Annotated in this window: 25 protein-coding genes; 13 read left to right on the plus strand and 12 right to left on the minus strand. The window is 65.9% G+C overall.

The window, feature by feature from the left end; translation table 11 throughout:
• The 3 genes from HLG70_RS04295 to HLG70_RS04305 all read left to right on the plus strand — a co-directional run bounded on the left by HLG70_RS04295 (nt 1) and on the right by HLG70_RS04305 (nt 3,281).
• On the plus strand, nt 1-1,305 hold the full coding sequence (locus HLG70_RS04295) for an acyl-CoA thioesterase/bile acid-CoA:amino acid N-acyltransferase family protein (RefSeq protein ID WP_171663796.1): 1,305 nt from the start codon (nt 1-3) through the stop codon (nt 1,303-1,305).
• Between the two features lie 182 nt (nt 1,306-1,487).
• On the plus strand, nt 1,488-2,408 hold the full coding sequence (gene cnbCb, locus HLG70_RS04300) for a 2-aminophenol 1,6-dioxygenase subunit beta (RefSeq protein ID WP_171663795.1): 921 nt from the start codon (nt 1,488-1,490) through the stop codon (nt 2,406-2,408).
• Between the two features lie 57 nt (nt 2,409-2,465).
• Nucleotides 2,466-3,281 (plus strand): tRNA U-34 5-methylaminomethyl-2-thiouridine biosynthesis protein, encoded by an 816-nt coding sequence (locus tag HLG70_RS04305; protein WP_171663794.1) that lies wholly within the window; start codon nt 2,466-2,468, stop codon nt 3,279-3,281.
• A 38-nt stretch (nt 3,282-3,319) separates the two neighbouring features.
• Here the strand turns inward: HLG70_RS04305 and HLG70_RS04310 are convergent, their stop codons facing one another.
• Complete coding sequence (locus HLG70_RS04310; RefSeq protein WP_171663793.1) at nt 3,320-3,904, minus strand: YceI family protein; 585 nt, start codon at nt 3,902-3,904, stop codon at nt 3,320-3,322.
• A 174-nt stretch (nt 3,905-4,078) separates the two neighbouring features.
• Here HLG70_RS04310 and HLG70_RS04315 point away from each other — a divergent pair, with 174 nt between their 5' ends.
• Nucleotides 4,079-4,570, plus strand: a complete 492-nt coding sequence (locus HLG70_RS04315; protein ID WP_171663792.1) for a MaoC family dehydratase — start codon at nt 4,079-4,081, stop codon at nt 4,568-4,570.
• On the opposite strand, the gene HLG70_RS04320 is transcribed toward HLG70_RS04315, so the two are convergent.
• The 3 genes from HLG70_RS04320 to HLG70_RS04330 form a co-directional block, all read right to left on the minus strand.
• A complete protein-coding gene (locus tag HLG70_RS04320) occupies nt 4,545-6,143 on the minus strand; it encodes a winged helix-turn-helix domain-containing tetratricopeptide repeat protein (protein WP_171663791.1) in 1,599 nt (532 codons plus the stop codon). The two genes, HLG70_RS04315 and HLG70_RS04320, sit on opposite strands and share 26 nt — an antisense overlap.
• Nucleotides 6,144-6,246: 103 nt before the next feature.
• The gene (locus HLG70_RS04325) at nt 6,247-7,548 is read right to left on the minus strand and encodes a UDP-N-acetylglucosamine 1-carboxyvinyltransferase (RefSeq protein WP_171663790.1); all 1,302 of its coding nucleotides are present in this window, start codon (nt 7,546-7,548) and stop codon (nt 6,247-6,249) included.
• 119 nt (nt 7,549-7,667) lie between these two features.
• Entirely contained in the window at nt 7,668-8,813 is a 1,146-nt protein-coding gene (locus tag HLG70_RS04330; RefSeq protein WP_171663985.1) for an MFS transporter, read from the minus strand.
• Nucleotides 8,814-9,074: 261 nt separating this feature from the next.
• On the opposite strand from HLG70_RS04330, the gene HLG70_RS04335 reads away from it, so the two are divergent.
• Nucleotides 9,075-9,683: a TetR/AcrR family transcriptional regulator gene (locus tag HLG70_RS04335; RefSeq protein ID WP_326491139.1), complete on the plus strand. Its 609-nt coding sequence runs from the start codon at nt 9,075-9,077 to the stop codon at nt 9,681-9,683.
• A gap of 44 nt (nt 9,684-9,727) precedes the next feature.
• Here the strand turns inward: HLG70_RS04335 and HLG70_RS04340 are convergent, their stop codons facing one another.
• The gene (locus tag HLG70_RS04340; protein ID WP_171663788.1) at nt 9,728-10,438 is read right to left on the minus strand and encodes a GNAT family N-acetyltransferase; all 711 of its coding nucleotides are present in this window, start codon (nt 10,436-10,438) and stop codon (nt 9,728-9,730) included.
• A gap of 104 nt (nt 10,439-10,542) precedes the next feature.
• On the opposite strand from HLG70_RS04340, the gene HLG70_RS04345 reads away from it, so the two are divergent.
• The 3 genes from HLG70_RS04345 (at nt 10,543) to HLG70_RS04355 (ending at nt 12,856) form a co-directional block, all read left to right on the plus strand.
• Nucleotides 10,543-11,505 (plus strand): GlxA family transcriptional regulator, encoded by a 963-nt coding sequence (locus HLG70_RS04345; protein ID WP_171663787.1) that lies wholly within the window; start codon nt 10,543-10,545, stop codon nt 11,503-11,505.
• Nucleotides 11,506-11,654: 149 nt separating this feature from the next.
• On the plus strand, nt 11,655-12,410 hold the full coding sequence (locus HLG70_RS04350; protein WP_171663786.1) for an SDR family oxidoreductase: 756 nt from the start codon (nt 11,655-11,657) through the stop codon (nt 12,408-12,410).
• 44 nt (nt 12,411-12,454) lie between these two features.
• Nucleotides 12,455-12,856 (plus strand): cupin domain-containing protein, encoded by a 402-nt coding sequence (locus HLG70_RS04355; RefSeq protein WP_171663785.1) that lies wholly within the window; start codon nt 12,455-12,457, stop codon nt 12,854-12,856.
• A gap of 37 nt (nt 12,857-12,893) precedes the next feature.
• On the opposite strand, the gene HLG70_RS04360 is transcribed toward HLG70_RS04355, so the two are convergent.
• On the minus strand, nt 12,894-13,910 hold the full coding sequence (locus HLG70_RS04360; protein WP_171663784.1) for a GlxA family transcriptional regulator: 1,017 nt from the start codon (nt 13,908-13,910) through the stop codon (nt 12,894-12,896).
• Between the two features lie 177 nt (nt 13,911-14,087).
• On the opposite strand from HLG70_RS04360, the gene HLG70_RS04365 reads away from it, so the two are divergent.
• A complete protein-coding gene (locus HLG70_RS04365) occupies nt 14,088-14,699 on the plus strand; it encodes a cysteine hydrolase family protein (RefSeq protein ID WP_171663783.1) in 612 nt (203 codons plus the stop codon).
• A gap of 31 nt (nt 14,700-14,730) precedes the next feature.
• Here HLG70_RS04365 and HLG70_RS04370 read toward each other — a convergent pair whose 3' ends face one another.
• The 3 genes from HLG70_RS04370 to HLG70_RS04380 form a co-directional block, all read right to left on the minus strand.
• Nucleotides 14,731-15,213 carry a hypothetical protein gene (locus tag HLG70_RS04370; protein ID WP_171663782.1) on the minus strand — a complete coding sequence of 161 codons (483 nt, stop codon included), beginning with the start codon at nt 15,211-15,213 and terminating at the stop codon, nt 14,731-14,733.
• A 28-nt stretch (nt 15,214-15,241) separates the two neighbouring features.
• Nucleotides 15,242-15,865, minus strand: a complete 624-nt coding sequence (locus tag HLG70_RS04375) for a hypothetical protein (protein WP_171663781.1) — start codon at nt 15,863-15,865, stop codon at nt 15,242-15,244.
• 210 nt (nt 15,866-16,075) lie between these two features.
• Nucleotides 16,076-16,558, minus strand: a complete 483-nt coding sequence (locus HLG70_RS04380; protein ID WP_171663780.1) for a nucleoside deaminase — start codon at nt 16,556-16,558, stop codon at nt 16,076-16,078.
• 135 nt (nt 16,559-16,693) lie between these two features.
• On the opposite strand from HLG70_RS04380, the gene HLG70_RS04385 reads away from it, so the two are divergent.
• Nucleotides 16,694-17,335, plus strand: a complete 642-nt coding sequence (locus tag HLG70_RS04385) for a glutathione S-transferase family protein (protein WP_171663779.1) — start codon at nt 16,694-16,696, stop codon at nt 17,333-17,335.
• Nucleotides 17,336-17,440: 105 nt separating this feature from the next.
• On the opposite strand, the gene HLG70_RS04390 is transcribed toward HLG70_RS04385, so the two are convergent.
• Nucleotides 17,441-18,034, minus strand: coding sequence for a BPSL1445 family SYLF domain-containing lipoprotein (locus tag HLG70_RS04390; protein WP_171663778.1), 594 nt, complete (start codon nt 18,032-18,034; stop codon nt 17,441-17,443).
• A gap of 143 nt (nt 18,035-18,177) precedes the next feature.
• Between HLG70_RS04390 and HLG70_RS04395 the strand changes: the two genes are divergently transcribed.
• The 3 genes from HLG70_RS04395 (at nt 18,178) to HLG70_RS04405 (ending at nt 19,737) form a co-directional block, all read left to right on the plus strand.
• Nucleotides 18,178-18,480 (plus strand): hypothetical protein, encoded by a 303-nt coding sequence (locus HLG70_RS04395; RefSeq protein ID WP_171663777.1) that lies wholly within the window; start codon nt 18,178-18,180, stop codon nt 18,478-18,480.
• A 119-nt stretch (nt 18,481-18,599) separates the two neighbouring features.
• Nucleotides 18,600-18,977, plus strand: coding sequence for a hypothetical protein (locus HLG70_RS04400; protein ID WP_171663776.1), 378 nt, complete (start codon nt 18,600-18,602; stop codon nt 18,975-18,977).
• Nucleotides 18,967-19,737: a hypothetical protein gene (locus HLG70_RS04405; protein WP_234103386.1), complete on the plus strand. Its 771-nt coding sequence runs from the start codon at nt 18,967-18,969 to the stop codon at nt 19,735-19,737. The genes HLG70_RS04400 and HLG70_RS04405 overlap by 11 nt, the downstream gene beginning before the upstream one ends.
• A 23-nt stretch (nt 19,738-19,760) precedes the next feature.
• On the opposite strand, the gene HLG70_RS04410 is transcribed toward HLG70_RS04405, so the two are convergent.
• Both HLG70_RS04410 and HLG70_RS04415 read right to left on the minus strand, forming a co-directional pair.
• Nucleotides 19,761-20,555, minus strand: a complete 795-nt coding sequence (locus tag HLG70_RS04410; protein ID WP_171663774.1) for a DUF899 domain-containing protein — start codon at nt 20,553-20,555, stop codon at nt 19,761-19,763.
• Between the two features lie 152 nt (nt 20,556-20,707).
• Nucleotides 20,708-21,598 (minus strand): LysR family transcriptional regulator, encoded by an 891-nt coding sequence (locus tag HLG70_RS04415; RefSeq protein ID WP_171663773.1) that lies wholly within the window; start codon nt 21,596-21,598, stop codon nt 20,708-20,710.
• Nucleotides 21,599-21,696 lie beyond the last annotated feature (98 nt).

Genomic DNA, 21,696 nt, shown 5'->3' on the forward strand with positions numbered 1-21,696 from the left:
GTGACACAGCCCCGTATCTCTGTTGCGCCCGAACGCGCCCTGATCGATGTCGAGCGCGATATCCGCATCGAAGGTTTCCCGGCCTACGCCTTCATCACCGTCACGGCCAGCATGCAGATGTGCGGCGCGGCCTGGCGTTCCGAAACCGTGTTCGTGGCGGGCCACGACGGCCGCCTGGACCTGAGCCGGGACTGCCCGGTATCCGGCGCCTATGCCGAGCCGGCCGCGATGGGCATCGTGTGGTCCATGGTGTGCCAGGACATGGACCGCGTGGTGTTCCCGCCCGACAGGACCGACACGCTGACCGTGCACATCCGCGCCACCAGCGGCGCGCTCTCGGCCGAGGCCACGCTGATCCAGGACTTCATGGCCGAAGGCGTCACTCACCGTTCCGTGCGCGAAGACCTGGGCGGCATGACCCTGTCGGGCGAGCTCTATGTTCCCGCCGGGCCGGGCCCGCATCCCGTCGTCATCTACATGAACGGTTCTTCGGGCGGCGTGAACGCGCCGCGCGCCGCCTTGTTCGCCGCCCGCGGCTACCAGTGCCTGGCGCTGGCGATCTTCAACTACGACGGACGCCCCAAGTATTTGAACGACATGCCGCTGGAATACTTCGAAGCGGCGTTGAAGTGGGTGCGCAAGTCCTTGCAACCGCGGGACGGCTTCGTGGCCGTGTCGGGCATCAGCCGGGGAGGCGAGACCTCGCTGCTGGCGGCCTCGCACTATCCGGAACTGGTGAGCGCCGTCGTGGCCTATGTGCCGTCGCCCGTGATGCACGGAGTGGTCAGTGCCGGCGAGCCCGGCACGGGACGCGACGCCCAGGTATGGACCAAGCACGGCGAGCCCCTGCCGCACTTGTGGCAGGACAACGCCACGGCCGACTGGGAAGCGGCGTATGCGTCCGAGCCGCCTTATCGCCAGACCCTGGCCTTCCTGAGCGCGACACGCGATGCCGCCGCGGTCGAGCGCGCGCGCATTCCAGTCGAGAACTACCCCGGGCCGGTGATGCTGATCAGCGCGTCGGACGACGGCTTCTGGCCCAGCACGGCGTACTCGGAAATGGTGGTGCGCCAGCGCCAGGCGCACGCGCTGCCGTCGTTCCACTATGTATGCGCCGGGGCGGGCCACCATGTCCACTATCCCCATCTGCCCGCCACCTTGATCAACAAACCGCATGCGATGTCGGGACTGCTGCTGGACGCGGGCGGCACGCCGTCGGCGAACGCCCGTGGCAACGAGGGGTCCTATCGCGCCATGCTGGACTTCCTGGCGCAGGCGCAACGCGGGCAGGGCGGCTCCGAATAAACCGGGAAGACGCGACAGGGCGGATGCATCCTACAGGGATTGTCCCTAGACGCATCCGCCCGTTTTTTGGGTTATTAGTACGTATACGTAGTTAATGCCGCCCCGCGGCGGTTCCTGGATCATCACGCGTCAGTCCGGCCAGAGGTCGAATGGCAAGACCCGTTGGCCACCACGGAGACACCATGAAAGACGGCGAAATCCTTTCGGGCTTCCTGGCCCCGCATCCTCCTCACCTGGTCTACGGCGAAAACCCGCCTCAGAACGAACCCCGTTCGCAGGGCGGCTGGGAAACGCTGCGCTGGGCCTACGAACATGCGCGCGACAGCATCGAAAGGCTCAAGCCCGACGTGCTGCTGGTGCATTCCCCGCACTGGATTACCCAGGTCGGCCATCACTTCCTGGGCGTGCCCGAACTGACGGGCAAATCCGTCGATCCCATCTTCCCCAACCTGTTCCGCTACGACTTCTCGCTGGACGTCGACGTGGAGCTGGCCGAGGCCTGCTGCGAGGAAGGCCGGCGCGCTGGCCTGGTCACGAAGATGATGCGCAATCCGCGCTTCCGGGTGGATTACGGCACCATCACCACGCTGCACATGGTGCGTCCGCAATGGGACATACCGGTAGTGGGCATTTCCGCCAACAACACGCCGTACTACCTGGACACCAAAGAGGGCCTGGACGAAATGGACCTGCTGGGGCGGGCTACGCGCGAGGCCATCCGCAAGACCGGGCGGCGCGCGGTGCTGCTGGCCAGCAATACGCTGTCGCATTGGCACTTCCATGAAGAGCCGGAGATTCCCGAGGACATGTCCAAGGAACACCCCGAGCGCTACGACGGCTACAAATGGGACATCCGCATGATCGGGCTGATGCGCCAGGGCAGGATGCGCGAGACCTTCGAACTGCTGCCCCAATTCATCGACGAGGCCTTCGCCGAGGTCAAGTCCGGCGCCTTCACCTGGATGCACGCGGCGATGGACTATCCCGAACTGCCGGGCCGCTTCTACGGCTATGGCTCCGTCATTGGCACCGGCAACGCCATCATGGAATGGAATCTGCAAGACGCCGGCTTGTCCCGCATTGCCCAACCCGTCCGCGCCTGAACGCGCGCGTAGCCAAGAGGGCGCGCCGGACGCGCCCCGTGTCCCGGAGACAACACCATGACCGTCGTATCCGCATTCCTCGTGCCGGGCAGCCCCTTGCCGCAACTGCGCCCCGACATCGCTCCCTGGGGCCGGCTTGCGGCCGCCATGCGCGCCGCCGGTGCGGCGCTGGCGGCCTCGCGTCCCGACTGCGTGCTGGTCTATTCCACGCAATGGATGGCCGTGCTGGACCAGCTCTGGATCACCCGCGCGCGCAGCACCGGTCTGCATGTGGACGAGAACTGGCACGAATTCGGAGAACTGCCGTTCGACATCGCCGGCGATGTGCCCTTGGCGCAGGCTTGCGTGCAGGCCTGCGGACCCGCGGGCGTGCGCGCGCGTGGCGTGGATTACGACGGCTTTCCGATAGACACCGGCACCATCGCGGCCAGCACCATGATGGGCTTTGGCGGCCAGTCCCTGCCGGCGGTGATCGCCGCGAACAATCTCTATCACGACGGCGGCCAGACCGAGGCGCTGGGCCGGCTGGCCGCCGAGTGCGCGGGCCGGTTGGGAAAGCGCGTGGCCGTGCTGGGCATCGGAAGCCTGTCGAATTCCATGTTCCGAGAGCCCGTGGAGCCGGATCGCGACCGCATCATCAGCCAGGCCGACGACGACTGGAACCAGCGGATCCTGGGGCTGATGGAGGCTGGGGATGTGGCAGGGCTGCGCGAGCAGCTTCCGCACTACGCGCGCGAGGCGCGGGCGGACATGGGATTCAAGCATTTCTACTGGGTGCTGGGGGCCCTGCGGGGCAGGCTCCCGCGCGCCAGGGTGCTCGAGTACGCCCCGCTATACGGAAGCGGAGGGGCGGTGGTGGAATTCGCGGCCTAGTTCTGCGCAATCCCGATCCGCCGCCATGCCGGTCCGGGTCAGGGGCGCCGCGCGGCCTCGACCTGGATCTCCAGTTCCACCTCGGGCTTGAAGCCCATGTCCAGGCCGAAGGTCAATCCAAAGTCCTTGCGGTTGAACTTCGTGGACACGTCCGCGCCGCATACCTCGCGCTTCAGCATGGGGTGGTCGATGCACTTGAAATCGTCGATATCCAGCTTGACCTGGCGCGTGACGCCGCGCAGGGTCAGGTCGCCCGTCGCTTCTTCGGGGCGGTCCCCGTCGAACTTGGTGAACTTGCCCTTGAACGTGGCGGTGGGGTACTTGGCCGCGTCGAAGATGTCCGGGGCGACGGCGTGCTGGTTCATCTCGTCGTGGCCAAAGTCCACCGAATTGATGTCGACAGTGACCTCCACCGTGCCGGTGCGCGCCTCGCGGTCCAGCACGACCACGCCGCTGGACTTGTTGAACTTGCCCCGCCAGGTCGACAGGCCGCCGAAGTGATCGGCTTCGAAGCTGGGGTAGGTATGCGAGGGATCCAGGTCATAGGTCACCGGCGCGGCGGCGGCGCCAACAGTCAGCGTCAGCGCGGCGGCGCCCAGCAACAGGGACGAGATCGGCTTCATTGAAGCTCCTTGTGTATGACGATCCGACCCGCGCGGCCAGGGCGCGGGTCTGAACAGACGCATCACAATAACATTCAGGAAGGCGTCAGAAGTGGCGGTTCGGGCCAGGCATTAATCTAAAATCAAAAACCGGCCAATCACTCGTTCGAAACGGGGCCCGCAGGAGATATCAGCATGGCATCAACGCAAAGCCCGCAGCCGCTCTTCTATGAAGACCTCGCGGTCGGAGACGTGTTCATCAGCGAGCCATACCCGCTGGACGCGGAGCAGGTGATCCGGTTCGCCGAGCAGTTCGATCCCCAGCCTTTCCATCTGGACGCCGAAGCGGCGAAGGACTCGTTCTTTCAGGGGCTGGCCGCCAGCGGATGGCATACCGCGGCGATCACCATGCGCCTGCTGGTTCAGAGCGTGCCCCTGGCGGGCGGAGTCATCGGCGCCGGCGTCGAGATCAGCTGGACGCGGCCCACCCGGCCGGGCGACGCGTTGCAGGTGACCAGCACGATCGTCAGCATTACCCCGTCGCGTTCCAAACCGGATCGCGGGATCGTTGTGCTGGAGAGCATCACGTCGAACCAGCTCGGCGAAGACGTGCAGAAGCTGGTGAGCAAGGTCCTCTGCTTCAAGAGGCCTGCGCAAGGCGCTATTCCGGCAGCCCCGCCTGCCTGAGGCCGCCGGCCAGGGTCGCCAGATTGTCCGGGCGGTGGATGGGCAGCCAGTCCGTGATGTTCGAAACCCGCAGGGCCGGGTCCAGCTCGCGCAAATGCGTCATTGCGCGCCGTGCTTCGTCCGTTCGCCCCGCAAGTGCGTGGCTGGCCGCGACGATGGCGACCGCCATCAGGAAGCTCGGCAGATCGCGCAGCGCCTTTTCCGACCACGTGATCGCGGCGTCGTAGCGTCCCATGAACAGGTGGGCGGTCGCCATGCCGGCCTGCATCCGGTACAGCTCCGGGTCCAGGGGGCTCAGGCGCATGCCGTGCGCGAAGTGCTCGATGGCTTCGTCGGTCTCGCCATGCCAGAGCTTGAGAAACGCGCCCAGGAACCACGCCGCCGCCAGATTGGGATTAAGCACCAGCGCCTTGTCCAGCAAGGCGATGCCGGCGGGGAGGTCACCGGTAAGGTGGCTCAGCGCATGGCCGGCCCGGGTAAGCGCGACCGCATCGCTCTTGTCCAGTTCGATGGCGCGGCGGGCGAGGCTGGCGCCTTCCGCCATCTCGCGCGGACGGTCGCTCATCCAGCCGTTCACCTTGCGCCAGCAATGGCACCACGCCGCCATGGCATGGGCCGGAGCAAAGTTCGGGTCGGACTGGATGGCCTGGTGAAAGAGCGGCAGGGCCTGGTCGATGGTCTCCCGCGTTCCTTGATGCAGCTTGGCCATGCCGCGCAGGTAGTAATCGTAGGCGTCCAGGCTGCCGGTGGGCTTGCGGATCGCGCGTTCGATCTCCGCGCGCTCGAGTTGCGGCGCGATCGCGCCGACCACGCTCTGGGTCACCTGGTCCTGAAGCTCGAATATGTCGTCCAGCACGCCTTCGAAACGGCCGGCCCAATGGTGCGCGCCGGTGGTCGCGTCGATGAGCTGGCCGGTGATGCGCACGCGGTGGTGTGCCGCCGGGCCGCCTTTGGCCGTGCGCCAGCTGCCTTCCAGCACATATCGCACGCCCAGCTCGCGGCCGACCTGCTTTACGTCCACCACGCGGGACTTGTAGGTAAAGCTGGAATTGCGCGCCACGACGAACAGCCAGCGGTTTTGCGACAGCGCGGCGATGATGTCTTCCACCACGCCGTCCGCCAGGTAGTCCTGCTCCGGGTCGGCGCTGAGGTTCACAAAGGGCAGGACGGCAATCGACGGCTTGGCCGGCAGGGCGGGGGCGGCCGTAGCAGGTTCAGGCAGAGGGGCCGGTCCGGCGCCGGGCAGGCCCATGGTTTCCCGGGCAGGGGAGGTGATATCGGCGATGAACCGGAACCCCTTGCGGGCCACGGTCCGTATGACGCGCTGTTCGTTGCCGTTGTCGCCGACGGCCTTGCGCACCGCGTTGATGTGGCTGGCCAGGGTGGATTCGGAGATGATCCGTCCGCCCCAGACCGCGCCGATCAGGTCGTCCCGGCTGACCACGCGCTCGCGGTTTTCCGCCAGGTAGACCAGCAGGTCGAAAACCTGGGGGGCGGTGGCAACGACCTGGGAAGCGCGGGCAAGCTCCCGCCGCTCCAGGTCCAGCACGCAATCGTCAAACACCAATAGCATCCGGGCTCCCCTCTCGCGCATGTGCGCCGGGTGCGCGGCCATGGCGGCCGGCAAAGTCCTTGTCCGGCTGCCAAGGATACTGCATCCCTGGATGGTGGAAGCCCTATTCCTCGTTGGCCCATTCGACCTGCACGCCCAGGCTGCGCAGGTTCTCGACGAAGCGCGGATGGGCGCGGCGGATCGGCGTGGCGTTGCGGATCTCCGAACGGCCCTTGATGCTGCTGGCCACCATGAACAGGGCGATCGCCACCCGGATGATGTAGGGGCTTTCAACCACCGCCGGCGTCAGCGGATTGCCGCCAAAGGTCACCACCCGGTGCGGGTCCGACGAGAACACATGGGCGCCGAACTTGGACAGTTCGCCCGTCCAGCCCAGCGCGCCGTCGTAGACCTTGTTCCAGAACATCGCATTGCCCTCGGCGCACACGCCCAGCGCAATGAAGATGGGCAGCAGGTCCACCGGGAAGTACGGCCACGGCGCCGCCTCGACCTTGGTCAGCACGTTGCTGGTGAAGGGCGTCTGCACCTTCAGCGGACCCGAGCGCAACGCGCGCGACCAGCCGTCCTGGTGCACGATCTGCACGCCGAATTTGGCGAAAGTGCGGTCGATCAGCGGGAAATTGCCCGGCGTGCTGTTGCGCACCACCACGTCGCCGCCCGTGATCGCGCCCAGCGCCAGGAAAGTCGTGATCTCGTGGAAGTCTTCCTCGAAGGTGAACTCGCCGCCGCCCAGGCGCCCGCCGCCGCGCACCGTCAGGCGCGACGTGCCGATGCCGTCGATGTCGGCGCCCATCATGGCCATGAAGCGGCAGAATTCCTGCACGTGCGGCTCGGAGGCCGCGTTCGTCAGCGTGGACTCGCCTTGCGCCGCAGCCGCGCACAGCACGAAATTCTCGGTCGTGGTCACCGACGCGTAGTCGAGCCAATGATGGGTGGGCTTGAGCGGGCCGGTCGCGCGCACCAGCAAGGACCCGCTGGTGCGCTCCACTTCGCCGCCGAACGAACGGAAGATGTCCACGTGCGGATCGATCTCGCGCACGCCCAGCGTGCAGCCCTTGACGTTGTCTTCCAGCCGCGCCACGCCAAAGCGGGCCAGCAGCGGCGGCACCAGCATGATAGACGAGCGCATTTCCTCGGGGAGCCTGTGCGTGGCCGCGTCGAACGCGGTGTCGCGATGGTGCAGTTCCAGCGTGCGGGTCGCGTCGTCCAGCCGGACCTCGCTGCCCAGCGTGCGGAAGATGTCCAGGATCTTGCGGACATCCGTGATGTCCGGCACGCCATGCAACCGCAGCGGCTGGTCGGTCAGCAGCGTGGCGCACAGGATGGGCAGCACCGCGTTCTTGTTGGCCGAGGGGATGACGCGGCCGCGCAAGGGCGTGCCACCGTGGACGATGAGGTTGGACATGGGGTGTGACGGCCGGGAAAGAAATAAAGGGAGGAGCGCCGGGAATTGTACCGGCGTCCTCCAGGCGGGGATTTGGACTAAAAGCCCCAAAATATTTCAAACTGCAATCGCGAATCCGCCTAGTGGCTGACGACCACGGCGCCCGCGCTGCGTAATCCGGGCCGGAACGCATGCGAATGCGATGCCGAGACGATACAAAACGCGATCGTCGCCAGAATCACCAGCGCCCAAGGGAAGGCGCCGGCGCCCCATGTCTCGAGCAGCATGCCGCCCACCACGCCGGCGGCGGCGATGGCTCCATTCCACGCCACCACATTCATCGACAGCGCCACGTCGGCGCCTTTGCCCGCCGCGTCGGCCAGTGCGGTTTGGAGCAACGTCGCCGCGCCGCCAAAGCTCACGCCCCAGACGGCCATGCCCAGGTAGATCACCGCAGGATTGGCCGGCGCCACGCCGAACACGAAGGCGGTAAGCGCAAAGGCGGCAAGGCTCGCCAGTACGCTGGCGCGCAGGTGCCGGTCAACCAGCTTTCCCGTGATCCATATGCCGGCGAGCGCGGCCGCGCCAAATATGAGCAGGACCAGATCGACCCGCCCGCCCAGCCCGGCAGGCGCCACGAAGGGGGCGATGTAGGTGTAGAGGATGTTGTGGGCAAGCATCCAGGCGACCACGACGCCCAGCACCGCGCGCACCCCTGGCGTCGTGAAGACCTTGCGCAGCGGCATCCGTTCGTGGGCGGACTGCCCGGGATAGTCCGGCACCTTGGCCAGCACCCAGGCGATCAACACCAGCGTCAAGGCGGACATGATCCAGAACGCCATGCGCCAGCCTACCGTCGACCCCAGCAAGGTGCCCAAGGGAACGCCCAGCGACAACGCGATCGGGGTGCCCACCATCGCCAGCGCCAGCGCGCGTCCCTGCTGATAAGGGGCGACCATGCGCCGTGCATAGCCCGCCAGAAGGCTCCAGGCCAGTCCCGCGGCGACCCCGGCGAAGAACCGGGCCGCCAGGGTCAGCCAGTAGTTTGTAGAGAGGGCCGTTGCGGAATTGAAGACCAGGAATCCCACAATGGTCAGCAGCAGCACGTTGCGGCGACGCCAGCCGCGAGTGGCGATCGTCAGCGGTATTGCGGCCAGCAAAGAGCCCAGCGCATAGGCCGTGACCATCTGCCCGGCCAGCGCCTGGCTGACATCGAGGCCATTGCTGATCTGCGGCAGCAGGCCCGCGGGCAGCGTTTCGGTCACGATGCAGATGAAGCCGGTCATGGCGAGCGCCAGCAGCCCCGCGATGGGGAGACGGTCGGATTCCGGCCGCCCGGTTTGAATGGAAGAGTGATTCACACAATGGTCCTTATGAAGATGAATTCGGATCGAGACGGGTGGCAGCCGCGCCGACGCTACGTGCGGATCGGTGCCTTAGTTATGTACCGATTGGTATAAATGTAGGCGCGCCGGCGTGGCGTTGTCAACGACTTATGTATCGAGTAGTATTTAAGTCATGATCTTAGGGAGGCCGGGATGGCGCAGATGGGCAGGCCGCGCGCGTTTGATCGTCAGCAGGCGGTCGACCAGGCGATGCATCTTTTCTGGGAGCAGGGCTACGAATCGACTTCGCTTGCCCAGCTCAAGGCGAGCATGGGCGGGGGCATCTCCGCGCCCAGCTTTTATGCGGCTTTCGGATCCAAAGAGGCCTTGTACGGAGAAGCCGTCCAGCGTTACCTGGACACGTACGCGCGCGTGAACGACAGCCTCTGGGACGATGCCGTGCCTCCAAGAGAGGCCATCGAAATATCGCTACGCCGGTCGGCAAGAATGCAATGCGAACGGGGGCATCCCAAGGGCTGCATGGTGGCCCTGGGCGTCATGAGCGCGCCCACGCCCGAGCACGCGGCGGTCGCCAAGCCCCTGGCGGAATCACGCCAGCGCACCCGCGCGGGGTTCCTGCGCTGCGTCGAGCGCGGCATCGCAGGCGGCGAACTCGGCCCGGATACGGACGCGCGATCCCTGGCGACCGTTTTCGACAGCTTCCTGGTGGGGCTGTCCACGCTGGCGCGGGATGGCCTCCGCTACCCGAACTTTGATGCGGCAATCACCCAGGTCATGAAGCTCTGGGACGCGGCGAAGCCGGCTGCGTAAGCGCGGCGGCCAAGACATCGCCGCGCATGCGTCCCGGCAATCCGCTACGCGGGGTTCGCGGCCGGTTCCGCGAGTCCGATCAAGCTAAGGGAAAACGTCTGCCGCAACGCGAATCCCAGGCGTTCATACAGCGCGATGGCATTGCGGTTGTCGCTGAGCACATGCAGGAATGGCGATTCCCCCCGTTGCCAGATATCCCGTTGCAGCCGCTGCACCAGGCGGCCGGCAAGGCCTTTGCCGCGCCAGTCGTCGTCCACACAGACCGCGCTGATTTCGACGTGTCCGGCCGGATGCATCCGTTCGCCCGCCATCGCGATCAGGCGGCCCTGCACGCGCATGCCGATGTAGTTGCCCATTTCATGCGTGCGCGCGCAGAACGGGCCGGGCTTGGTCTTTTGCGCGAGCAGAAGCATGTCTTTCGCATCGGTGGGGCTCAGCGCCATGATGCCGGGGTCGTCCGCGCCGCCGCTGTCGCGGCGGGTGGCGACCATCTGGTGGATCACGCCTACCGGTTGGGCGCGCAGTGATTCCGGGGGCTTGACCGGATCGCGGGACAGCAGCGCGACCTGATGGCCGGGCGACAGGAGCCGGCCCAGCGCGAGCCAGGCTTCCGGGGTTTCCGACGCCATCGCGGCGAACGGCGCCACGTCGGGCTGGTAGCGGCAGGCGAGGGCGTTGCCCCGCCCCAGGTGAGCCTGTTTGGTGGCAAGCGCCGTCCAGATCGGATTGTCGAGGCTGTGTGTTGATGGGTCCATGCTGATTCCTGTGGCTCGCGCCAGTTGCGTACTGGGGCCTACTGTAGACAGGAACGGGCGCCCGCTCTATTGTCGTAAATGACATTTTTGGAGCTATTTCCGCCATGAAACTAACGGTTCTGGCCCTGGACGGCTGCTTCGACACGGGGCTGTCGGCCATCCTGGATGCGTTCACCACCGCCAACGAGCTGGCCGAGATCCAGCAGCCCGGCGCGGGCCCCCGGTTTGATATCAGCGTGATAGGCATGCGCCGCGAGGTGCGCACCGGCTTGGGCATGCGCGTCCCGGTAAAGCCCGTCAGCGCAATGGGCACTCCCGACTGGCTGGTCGTGCCGGCAATCGCCACCAAGATGCCGGAGCAGCTGCTGCCGGCGCTTGCCCGGCGCGACGTCAAGGATGCCCTGGCGCTGCTGCGGCAGAGTCACGCGGACGGCGTGAAAATCGCGGCCGCCTGTATCGGAACCTTCGTGCTGGCGGAATCGGGACTGCTGGATGGCCAGGAGGCCACCACCTCCTGGTGGCTCGCGCCGCTGTTCCGCCAGCGCTACCCGGACGTGCGGCTGGACAGTACGCGGATGATGGTGCCTTCGGGCAGCTTCACGACGGCTGGCGCCGCGATGGGACACCTGGACCTGGCCTTGTGGCTGCTGAACCAGGCCAGTCCCGCGCTGGCGTCGGTGGTCGTCCGCTACCTGCTGGTGGACGCGCGGCCGTCGCAGGCGCCCTACATGATTCCCGACCATCTGGCGCGCGCGGATCCGCTGGTCGAGCGTTTCGAGCGCTGGGCCAGGGACCGGCTGGCCGAGGGCTTCTCGCTGGATGCCGCCGCGGACGCCCTGGCCACCAGCACCCGCACCTTGCAGCGCCGCATAGAGGCCGTGCTGGGCAAGTCTCCGCTGTCCTACTTCCAGGACCTGCGCGTCGAGCGGGCGGTTCACCTGTTGCGCACCAGCCATCTCAACATCGAGGCGATCGCGGCCGAAGTCGGCTACGTGGACGGCGCCACCTTGCGTACCCTGCTGCGCCGCCGGCTGGGACGCGGCGTGCGGGAACTGCGCCTGGGGTGACAAGGCGGCGGGCCGCCGCCGTGGACGGAATCCCAAGGGAAAACCAAGGGAAATCCAAGGCGGCCGCAAAGTCTTTGGTTTGGCGCAGACGGATACTGAATCCATCGATCACCGCAACAGGCGATCGCCACCCAACCAAGGAGATGGACATGAAAATAGTCGTCATAGGCGGCACCGGGCTGATCGGCTCCAACGTCGTGAACCGGCTGCGCCAGAATGGGCATGAAACGGTGGCGGCCTCGCCCGGCACCGGCGTGAACACGATTACCGGCGAAGGGCTGGCCCAGGCGCTCAAGGGCGCCCAGGTGGTGGTCGACGTGTCGAACTCGCCTTCGTTCGAAGACCAGGCGGTCATGGAGTTCTTTCAGACCTCGGGCCGGAATCTGCTGGCCGCGGAGGCCGAGGCTGGCGTGGAGCACCACGTCGCGCTCTCGGTCGTGGGCACCGACCGCCTTCCGGACAGCGGTTACTTCCGCGCAAAGGTCGCCCAGGAAAACCTGATCAAGGCATCCAAGATCCCGTACACGATCCTGCGCGCCACGCAGTTCTTCGAATTCGTCGAAGGCATCGTCAAGTCGGGCGCCGAAGGCGACAAGATCCGCCTGTCGCCGGCCCTCGTGCAGCCCATCTCGTCGGACGACGTGTCGGCCGTATTGGCCGACCTGGCCGTCGGCGCGCCGCTGAACGGCATGGTGGAAGTGGGCGGCCCCGACCGCTACCCGCTGGACGAACTGGCCCGCAAGTTTCTCGCCTCGCGCGCGGACCCCCGCGAGGTCATCGCCGACGTGCATGCGCGCTACTTCGGCAGCGAACTGAACGACAGGTCGCTGGTCACCGCCGACAACGCGCGCCTCGGCCCCACGCGTTTCCAGAACTGGCTCAGCCGCGCGGCCGCGCAACGATAAGGCAATGGCGGCGGACCCCGCGCCGTCACGACAAGGAGCAAGCCATGTCCAATTTCCGAACCTTAGCGCTGGCGCTGCTGCTGGCGACCGGGCCCGTCGCCGCGCAGCAGACGCCGCCGCCGCCCGAAGTGACGCCGGTGATCGCCACGGCGCTGGCGGACTACCCCGGCAAGGAAGTGCTGATCATTACCGTCGAATATCCGCCCGGCGGCGCGGATCCCGTGCACCGCCACAACGCACACGGCTTCGTTTACGTGCTGGAGGGGTCGATCGTGATGGGCGTGCGCGGCGGTGAGTCCGTCACGCTCACGCCCGGCCAGGTCTTCTACGAAGGCCCGGGCGACGTGCATACGATAGGGCGCAACGCCAGCCAGACCAAGCCCGCCAAGTTCCTGGTGTTCCTGCTGAAGGACAAGGATGCGCCGGTGCTGATACCGGAGAAATGAGGTGGGCGTCGGTGAAGGCGCGGCCGGGCCGGAGGCGCTAACGCGTCGCCGCGCCCGAGGCCTCATTGCCGCGGTCGCCTTGGATCAATCCCGGGCGGCCGTCCATGCTTGCGCTGAACTGCCGCCGGTAAACCGAAGGCGAAATCGCAAACGTATGGGTGAAATGCTGCCGGAACGACGCGGGGGACCCAAAGCCCACGCTGTCGGCAATCAGGTCCACGGCTTTGTCGCTGGTTTCCAGCAGCCGTTGGGCTGCCGCCAGCCGGTGGTTCAACACCCATTGGGACACCGTGGCGCCGGTCTTGGCCTTGAACCGGCGCGTGAAGTTCCGGCGGCTCATGCCGGCCCGGTCCGTCAGCTGGTCCAGGGTCAGCGGCTGCCGCAGGTTTTCCATGGCCCAATCGAGGGCGGTGCTGAGCTTGTCGGACCCATGCCGATCAGGCAGCGGCTGCTCGATGTACTGGGCCTGTCCCCCATCCCGGTGTGGCGCCACGACCATGCGGCGAGCCACGCGATTGGCGATTTCCGCGCCGTGGTCGCAGCGCAGAAGATGCAGGCAGCAATCGATGGCGGCGGCGGTGCCCGCCGACGTCAGGATGTCGCCATCGTCGATGTACAGCGATTTGCGGTCCAGCCTGACCTTGGGGTAGCGGCGCACGAAGTCCTCGCTCCATGCCCAGTGGGTAGCGGCGGTGCGTCCGTCCAGCAAGCCCGCTTCGGCCAGCACAAACGTCCCCAGGCACAGCCCGGCAATCCGGGCCCCTCGCTCATGGCCGGCCTGCAACGCCTGCATCAGGGCAGGCGGCGCGGGCTCATCGGGGTCGCGCCATGCCGGCATGACGATGGTGTCGGCCTGATCGAGCGCGGAAAGGTCATGCTCCACCTCGATATTGAAGCCCGACATGGTCGGGATCAGCCCGGTTCTTTCGCCGCAGATCAAGAGCCGGTAGCGCGGCACGCCCAGCCTGGCCAGGTCGTCGCCAAACACCATGCAGGGGACGGACAGGTGAAAAGGGCTGATGCCTTCGAAGGCGATGACGGCGACGGTATGCATCTTTTGGTCAAGACGGCGATTGGATGGAGATTGGCCCGATTCTATCAATTGTTGTCCATCGGGCCACTATCGCCCAGGCCGTTCCGGCGGGAAACTGAGGCTTCTAACGCTGCCAGCGTAGAGCCGGCCCGCATATCGCAGGCCGCCGCCGTCATTCCACATTGCAGAGGGCAAACCATGAGCCACCCCACCATCCGCACCATCGCCGGTGCGCCCGCCCCGGCGTCCATCGACGCGTCCAGCACCGCCTTGCTGGTGATCGACTTCCAGAACGAGTACTTCAGCGGGAAGATGCCGATTCCCGACGGCAAGGCGGCGCTGGGCAACGCGCAGCGGCTGATCGCGTACGCGGACCAGGCCAAGATCCCCGTGTTTCACATCCAGCACGTGACGCCCGCCGGCAGTCCGATCTTCGCCGACCAAAGTCCCACCGGCGAGTTTCATGAAGACTTGCAGCCCGCGCCGCATCACACGGTGGTGCGCAAATCCTCGGTCAGCGTCTTTCCCACCACCGACCTGGACAAGCAGCTGAAGGCCGCCGGCGTCAAGACCCTGGTGATCACCGGGCTGATGACGCACGCCTGCGTGGCCGGCGCGGCGCGCGACGCCGTGCCCTTGGGCTACGAGGTCATCGTGGCCGAGGACGCCTGCGCGACCCGGGACCTGGACCGGGCCGACGGCAGCGTCGTGGGACACGACAGCCTGCACCGGGCGGCGCTGGCAAGCATCGACGACACGTTCGGGGATGTGTTGACGACGGAGCAGGTGCTGAAGCTGCCGGTGGTTTGATAAAAAGTCGGGGGATGGAGGCGCGATCCGGTCAACCCGCCGGTTTGTCGCGGTTCTTCCGGATCAGCACCGTGCCCCCGATGGTCAGCAGCAGGCCGCCGCCCAGATAGGGCAGGCCAAAGATAAGCAGGAAGAAAAACAGCGCCGTATTCGCGTCCCGCGCGTCGGCGCCGCCGCCGCCATGCACGCCAGGATCCATTTGCAGCAGGGCGATCAGCATTGTCGCCAGCAGCGTGATGCCCAGGACGACGCAGCCCCAGCCGATCAGGCGGCGCAGATTGGCAATGCGGGATAGCGCCAGGGCGACCGCCACGGCTATCAGGGCATACAGCACCGCGCCCGCGATGTGCATCCTGTCCAGCGCGACCGGATCGGAAGGCACATAGGGCGCGCCGGCGGGCTGGTGCAGCCCGAACACGATCAGAAGCAGCGGGTTGGTGATGCTATAGCTGGCGCTGCCGATAAGCAGTCCGAATACGACGCAGACTAGCCATTTGATCGCGGTAGGGGGCATGGGCTGAGTAGCGATTGGGGTTGGCGGATCAGTAGTAGATATCGACGTAATCGGTCAGGCGGCCGCAGCTTTCCATCTGCTGAAGGCGCCAGTACTTGCGCTTGCCCGTCGCCTTGAACTCGAAGTCGCCGGTACGGTCGCACACGCGGCCCTTGTCCGGCGCATCCAGGATCAGGATCGTGCCGCGGAACACGAAGCGGTCGCTGTCGATGGAGACGATCTCGCCCTTGATCTTCAGCGTGCCCTCGAAGTTGGCCTGCGTACCTTCGATGCGCACCACATCGTTTTCATCGTTCGCCTTCAGGTGGCCGCGCTGCGCGGACCAGAGCCATTGCACGGAAACGCCGCTATTGTTCAGCAGGCGTTCGTAGGCGGCCTGGTTCCTGATTTCGGTTTTTTGCACGGGGGCGAGGGCGCCCGCGGTGCTGGCCGCGGCAGGTGCCGGTGCTTGCTGCGCCGGCGCGGGCGCCGGCGTTGCAGGCGTTTGCTTTGCCGCATTGGCGCGCGGAGGCAGAATCGCCGCGCCCGGATCCGGTGCGGCAATGGCCGGTGCGGCGGCGGCAAAGGCCAGGCCCAGCGCGAAGAACAGAAGGCCGGACTTGCGTTTGATTCCCGAGGCGTGGGCGGTGCCGCGATCAACGTTGGTTTGCATGGTCTGTATCAAGAGGGGAGTAAGGAAGCGCCGTCACTTGTTCATCGACCGGGTCGGGCCGGATTGACCCTGACCCCGATTACGGCTCGGGCGCCAACTTAGCATGACCACCATGCTCAAAAAATTGCTGTGTTTCGAGTATGTGTATCTATTCGTTAGTCGAAAAACAGATTGCTTCCGAAAAGCCCTAATCCCCTTGCCGCAGCCTTGTTAACCCAAGCTTCGCACTCGCTCTTCATGCAGCAAGCGCACCTGCTCGGCAAACTCCGGCACGGGCCCCTCGACCTCCACGCCGTCTATGACCTCGGAGATGGACAAGGACCGCACGTTGGACGCCGGGACTCCCCATCCGCGCATCCATTCCGCGTACTGCCTGGACGACGCGGCATACACGATCCGGCCCAGTCCCACCCACCCATGGGCCGCCGAACACATGGCGCAATGCTCGCCCGAGGTGTAGACGGTGCAAGCCGCGCGCTCCGCTTCCGGCACATTGTTCGCGGCCCAGCGGGCGATCTCGAATTCCGGATGCCGCGTGCGGTCGCCGCTGGAAACATGGTTATGGTCTTCAAACAGTACCCGGCCGTCTGCGGACACCAGGACCGAACCGAAAGGCTGGTCGCCCGAGTCCAGCGCCTGCCTGGCCAGCGCAACGCATCTTGCAAGGTGCTTCTTGTCTTGTTCGGTAATCATGCGGTGTCTCCTTGTAGACGAAGGGGCCGGCAAGGCCTTGCGGCGCCGGCACCAAAAGTTAAAGCATCACGGACGCAGGAAAGGTAGAGTAGCTCGACCAGGGCACACGCGTACCCAACAGAAGGAGCCGCCATCATGCTGATCGTCCATCACCTTGGAAAATCGCAATCCGAGCGCATCGTATGGCTGTGCGAAGAGCTCGCCATCCCGTATGAACTGAAAACCTACAAGCGGGACCCGGTCACGCGCCTGGCGCCGCCCGAGTACAAGGCCCTGCACCCGCTGGGTACGGCGCCGATCATCGCCGACGGCGACATCGTGCTGGCGGAATCCACCGCCATCGTCGAATACATACTTGCCAAGCATGGCAAGGGCGCGCTTGCGCCGGCCTCGGGCGACGCGGATTTTGCGGATTATCTGTACTGGTTCCACTTTGCCAACGGCAGCCTGCAGCCCAGCCTGATGCGCTGCATGGTCCTGAGCCGGGCCAACGTGCCGGCGGACAACCCGACCGTGCAGTTCGCGGATGCACGGCGCAAGCACGGGCTGGGCCTGGTGGAAAAGCGCCTGGGCGCGAAGGACTATCTGGCGGGCGATGACCTGACGGCCGCGGACATCGTCGCGGTGTTTTCCTTGACCACGATGCGGCTGTTCTTTCCATTCGATCTGGCGCCGTATCCGAATATTCTTGCCTACCTCAAGCGTATCGGCGCACGCGAGGCCTATCGGCGCGCGATGAAGAAAGGCGATCCGGACATGGCGCCGATGCTGGCCTGAACGCGCAACGTCGCCACGCCCCGCAGGCAATTGCCAGAATTCCCGGGCCCGCCGGTCAGCGCCTGGCTTGCCGGTGCCGACCGGCGGGCCCAGCACTATCCGAGGCTACAACAGCAGCGGTGAAATCTTGCTGCCGTCCACGGACACGCCGGCCATCAGGCCACCGTTATTCATGACAAAACCCACAATGGGCTGCTGGGCGGTGTTGGAATCAATGCTGCCATTGACGCCCACATTCGCCACGGCGACGGTTGCGTCAGCGCCTATCGTCCAGCCGCTGCTGGCGCGGAACTGGGCTAGGGCCTGATCCGTCATGAACAAAACCACCATGGCCTTGGACTGAGCTCCCGCCTGCAGGCCGACCGAGCCCCCCGTGATGCTGAAGTAGCCCGTGTCCTGGCCGCTGACCCGCAAGACGCCGGTTCCGTGCTGGGCGCCCACGATGAAGCTGGCGCTCAGCACGGCCGGAAACACCAGCACGCCGCGGGCCCGTTCCACCAATTGCCTGGACTGCGGCGCGGACTCATAGAGCTTGGATAAGGTGGCATCGGTGGCGGCATCCAGTTCCTGCCGCTTCTCGGCCGGAGTGGCGGACGCTTGCGACCCCGTTGTCGTGCAGCCTGCGAACAGCAAACCGGCCATGCCCAGCGTCAATGCGGCCACGCTGGTCCTGCGAAATTTCGAAGAGATATCAAGCATATGCGTTTCCTTTTGGTGGGTGGCCAACGATGCACATCAAAATGACTCCGTGGCTGCAGAGTACCCCGGCCCGTCTCGCCAAGGCGCTGTTCCAGATCGGCTAGGAGAAAAAAACGGGCGATGCATCGGTTTAACATCTCGCCATGCTCATCATCATCTTCCTCTGGATAGCGCTGGCCATGGTCGTCGGCGTGCTGGCGTCCGGCCGGGGACGCAAGGGTATAGGCTGGACCATATTGGCGTGCCTGATCAGTCCGCCGCTCGCGGCCATCTTCCTGCTGACCATCGCCGACCTGTCGCCGCACGCCGAGCGTCCGGTGCTGGCGACACACATCGAATGCCCCGAATGCGAAGGACGCATACTTCGCGAAGCGCGCGTCTGCATGCATTGCGGCGCCACGATAGCCACTCCGGCGGAGTCTTCCACGCACAATGGCGGCTCATAGACCGGGGATGCCGGGCGGCGATCTCATCGACGCTAAACTGTGCCGCGCGCTCAGCGGGGCCTCCGGCAGACCATCCCCGCGACATCGACACTTAAGAAAACTCAGAGACCACAACCTTCATGCGTAAACCACTCCTTGCCCTGGCCCTCGCGATCATCCCGTTTTTCGTGTTCGTGGGCTCGCAGAGCACGGTTCAAGTCAACGGAGTGACCACCTCCGACACGCGCTTCAATATTCTTGGCATCGCCTTGGGCGCCCTTGCGCTCGGCATGGGGGCTTCCGTGCTGCGGCGCGGCGCGACGGGCAGGGCAGTCAAGGCGGTTGCCGCCCTTGCCGGCCTGGTTGCCATCGCCCAACTGGCGGTGGCCTCCGGCCAGGTGCGCATCGATCCCCGGGACTGGGCCGATTGGTCAATCAAGTCAGTGGCGACGGCGATATCGCCGTCGCCTTCGAACGGAAGTACCGCAGGATGGCAGGCGCATGGCGATGCTTCCTAGTTCCGCGTCCAGCCTGGAAGGCTATTGGTTCGATCACGCCGATGCTTCCATCGCACTGGAACGCGCCGATAATCGGGTGAAGCTTGCTCGGGCCGTGCCGCCCTGGATAGTGGTGGACCGGTCTCTCGCCACCATCGTCATCGGCAGCCGGTGGCCCGGACAGCTCTGGCGCGTGCAGGTGCTGGAGCTGGGCGATATGTCCGGCCTGGTTGCGCAGCCGGGCTACTGGCGGGCGGCGGCCATCGAACTGCTGGAGGCCTTGCCGCTGTCGGCCCTGTTTGGCGCGAACGGCGCTGCGGTGCTCGATATTCTTGCGCAAATCGGCCAGCTGTCGCGGGCACAAGCCGAAGCGTTGGACAGGAATCTGGATCCGGATGCATGGGCTGCATACAGCCGGGCCTGGATGCAGTGGTCGCAGTCAGGCGTGGAGCCGCGATCCACGCAAGAGGAAGAGTGGCGGGGCACGCTTGCCGCCTCCCGTCCCAGCGACAAAGCGCGTTCTCCCATTCATTCCGGATTTCTCCTTATCCACGCCCGGTTACGGCAGCGCGCACTGGACCTCGACGGGGACGCCGCCTTCAGATTGGTGGAAGAGGATGGCCAAACGGAGCAAGTGCTGGCGCCCCTCTGGCAAAACGCCTGCGACGCCTTCCTGTTTGCCGCGATGGCGCTGGCGGCGCCGCAGTACGTATCCGCAGCCGACGCCGCGGCCCTGACTCGGGCCTGGCACAGCGTCTTTCCGGCCCAATCGTCCGGCTGACAAGAGCGGGCAGGCCGGGAGCCTCAGCGCTTGGTCGCGTCGCAGTGTTCCCTGAACGCCTTCTCGCCAGCGTCGGAAATCTCCACCCACTTCTGGTCTGGGGGCGCATCCGGCACGTAGCTGTCGTGCCAGTTCCACCACTTGTAGGTCGGGGTCTGGGGATAGCCCTCGGGCGAATTCTCCCAGGCCTCCTGCCGGCCCATCGGCGTGATGTCCAGATAATTCCACGTGCCGCCCATCTGCTCGTCGCCGCGATTGTTCAGGAAGTACGTGCGGAACACGCGATTCCCATCGCGAAAGAACACATTGGTCCCATGCCACTCGTCCACGCCGAAGTCGGCATCGAAACGGTCGGTAAGGGTGAACCACGGCATCGTCCAACCCATCCGGGCCTTCAGCCGCGCGATATCGTCTTGCGGGGCGCGGGAGACAAAGACCAGCGTGGTGTCGCGGGCGTTCAGGTGGGCCAGGTGCGCAACCTGGTCGGCCACCATGGAGCAGCCGCGGCATGCGTGCTCGGGCCAGCCATAGACGCCGGGCTCGAAGAACGCGCGGTAGACGATGAGCTGGCGACGGCCCTCGAACAGCTCGGGGAGGGTGACTCTGCCGCTGGGGCCTTCAAACACGTACGGCTTGTCGATGGCCGTCCAGGGCATGCGGCGGCGCTCCGCGGCCAAGGCGTCGCGGGCGCGCGTCTGGGCTTTTTCCTTTATCAGCAACTGTAGGCGGGCGGCCTCCCAGTCTTCAGGGGAGACCACCGGGGGCGTTTGCATGGCGGGGCGGGCGCCATTGCCTGGGGATCCGGTTGGCGTGGTCATGGCTTTGAAACCTCCTGGTTTGCGTCGATTTCCTCACCGCCTGGGGGCACCGCGTACTCACGCGCGGAACGTCACCAGTCGATGGCCTAGGGATAGTTTGGCACCGGGAATCGGGCGAGGGGGGTAACAAATGTGGCGGTATTTCAATGGCATTAGTACCGCTGCGACGACGTTGAACCGGGCGTGGTCCATCCCTGCAGGCTTTCGCGCAATAGCGACACGGCGGCCTGGCCGCTCTCGTTCAGCCGCTTCGACGCGTACATGCCGAACTGCGCGCTAAGCCCCGGCGCGCCATCGGACCCGATGGAAATGACGCGCATGGTGTCGGGCCGCAAGCACTCGGTCGTCAGCACCGCAACGCCCAGGCCGTTCTCGACGGCGGCGATGGTGGCGCCCACGTTGTGGCTGGTCAGCGAGACCCGGAAGTCCCGCCCCGCCGCGGTCAGCGCGTCGAACACCAGCCGGCGCCACGAGCAGGGCTCTGCATACACGATTACGTCCAGCGGCTGGTCCGGGTCGGGCATGTCGTCTATGCCGCACACCCAGTGCAGGTCCACCGCCCACGTCTCCACGGGCTCATCCACGAAGGCGGCGCAGACTCCCACCGCCACGTCCAGCGTGCCTTCCTGCCAGCGCGCGGCGAGCCGCTCGCCATCGTCGACCACGACTTCCAGATGCAGTTGAGGACAGGAGCGCCTTAACCGTCCTAGCGCGGCTGGCAGCGCCGCCACGGCCACATCCTCGGACAGGCCGATGCGCACGCTGCCCGCGACGGCGCGTTCGCGTAGCCGCGCCGCGGCCGTCTCGCCCAGCGCCAGGATGCGGTTGGCATAGCTCAGCAGCAACTCGCCTTCGGTCGTGGGCGTCATTCCCCGGCCCGTACGGTGCAGCAGCCGCTTGCCCACCATCTCTTCCAGCCGCCGGATCTGCGTGCTGAGCGCCGACTGCGCGCGCCCCGCCTGATCCGCCGCGCGGCTCAGGCTGCCATGGCGGCAAACGGCAACAAAGGTGCGCAACAGGGCGGGGTCGAAATCGCCTGACATTATCAATCTGTTAAGTCTGGATTATGGGATATCAGTCTACCTTTATCTCTTTGGGATGCCTAGCATCGGGTTGTCGCTTATTGGCTGACTCAACCCAC

It is taken from the genome of Achromobacter deleyi (assembly GCF_013116765.2).
GTDB classification, from domain to species: domain Bacteria; phylum Pseudomonadota; class Gammaproteobacteria; order Burkholderiales; family Burkholderiaceae_B; genus Achromobacter; species Achromobacter deleyi_A.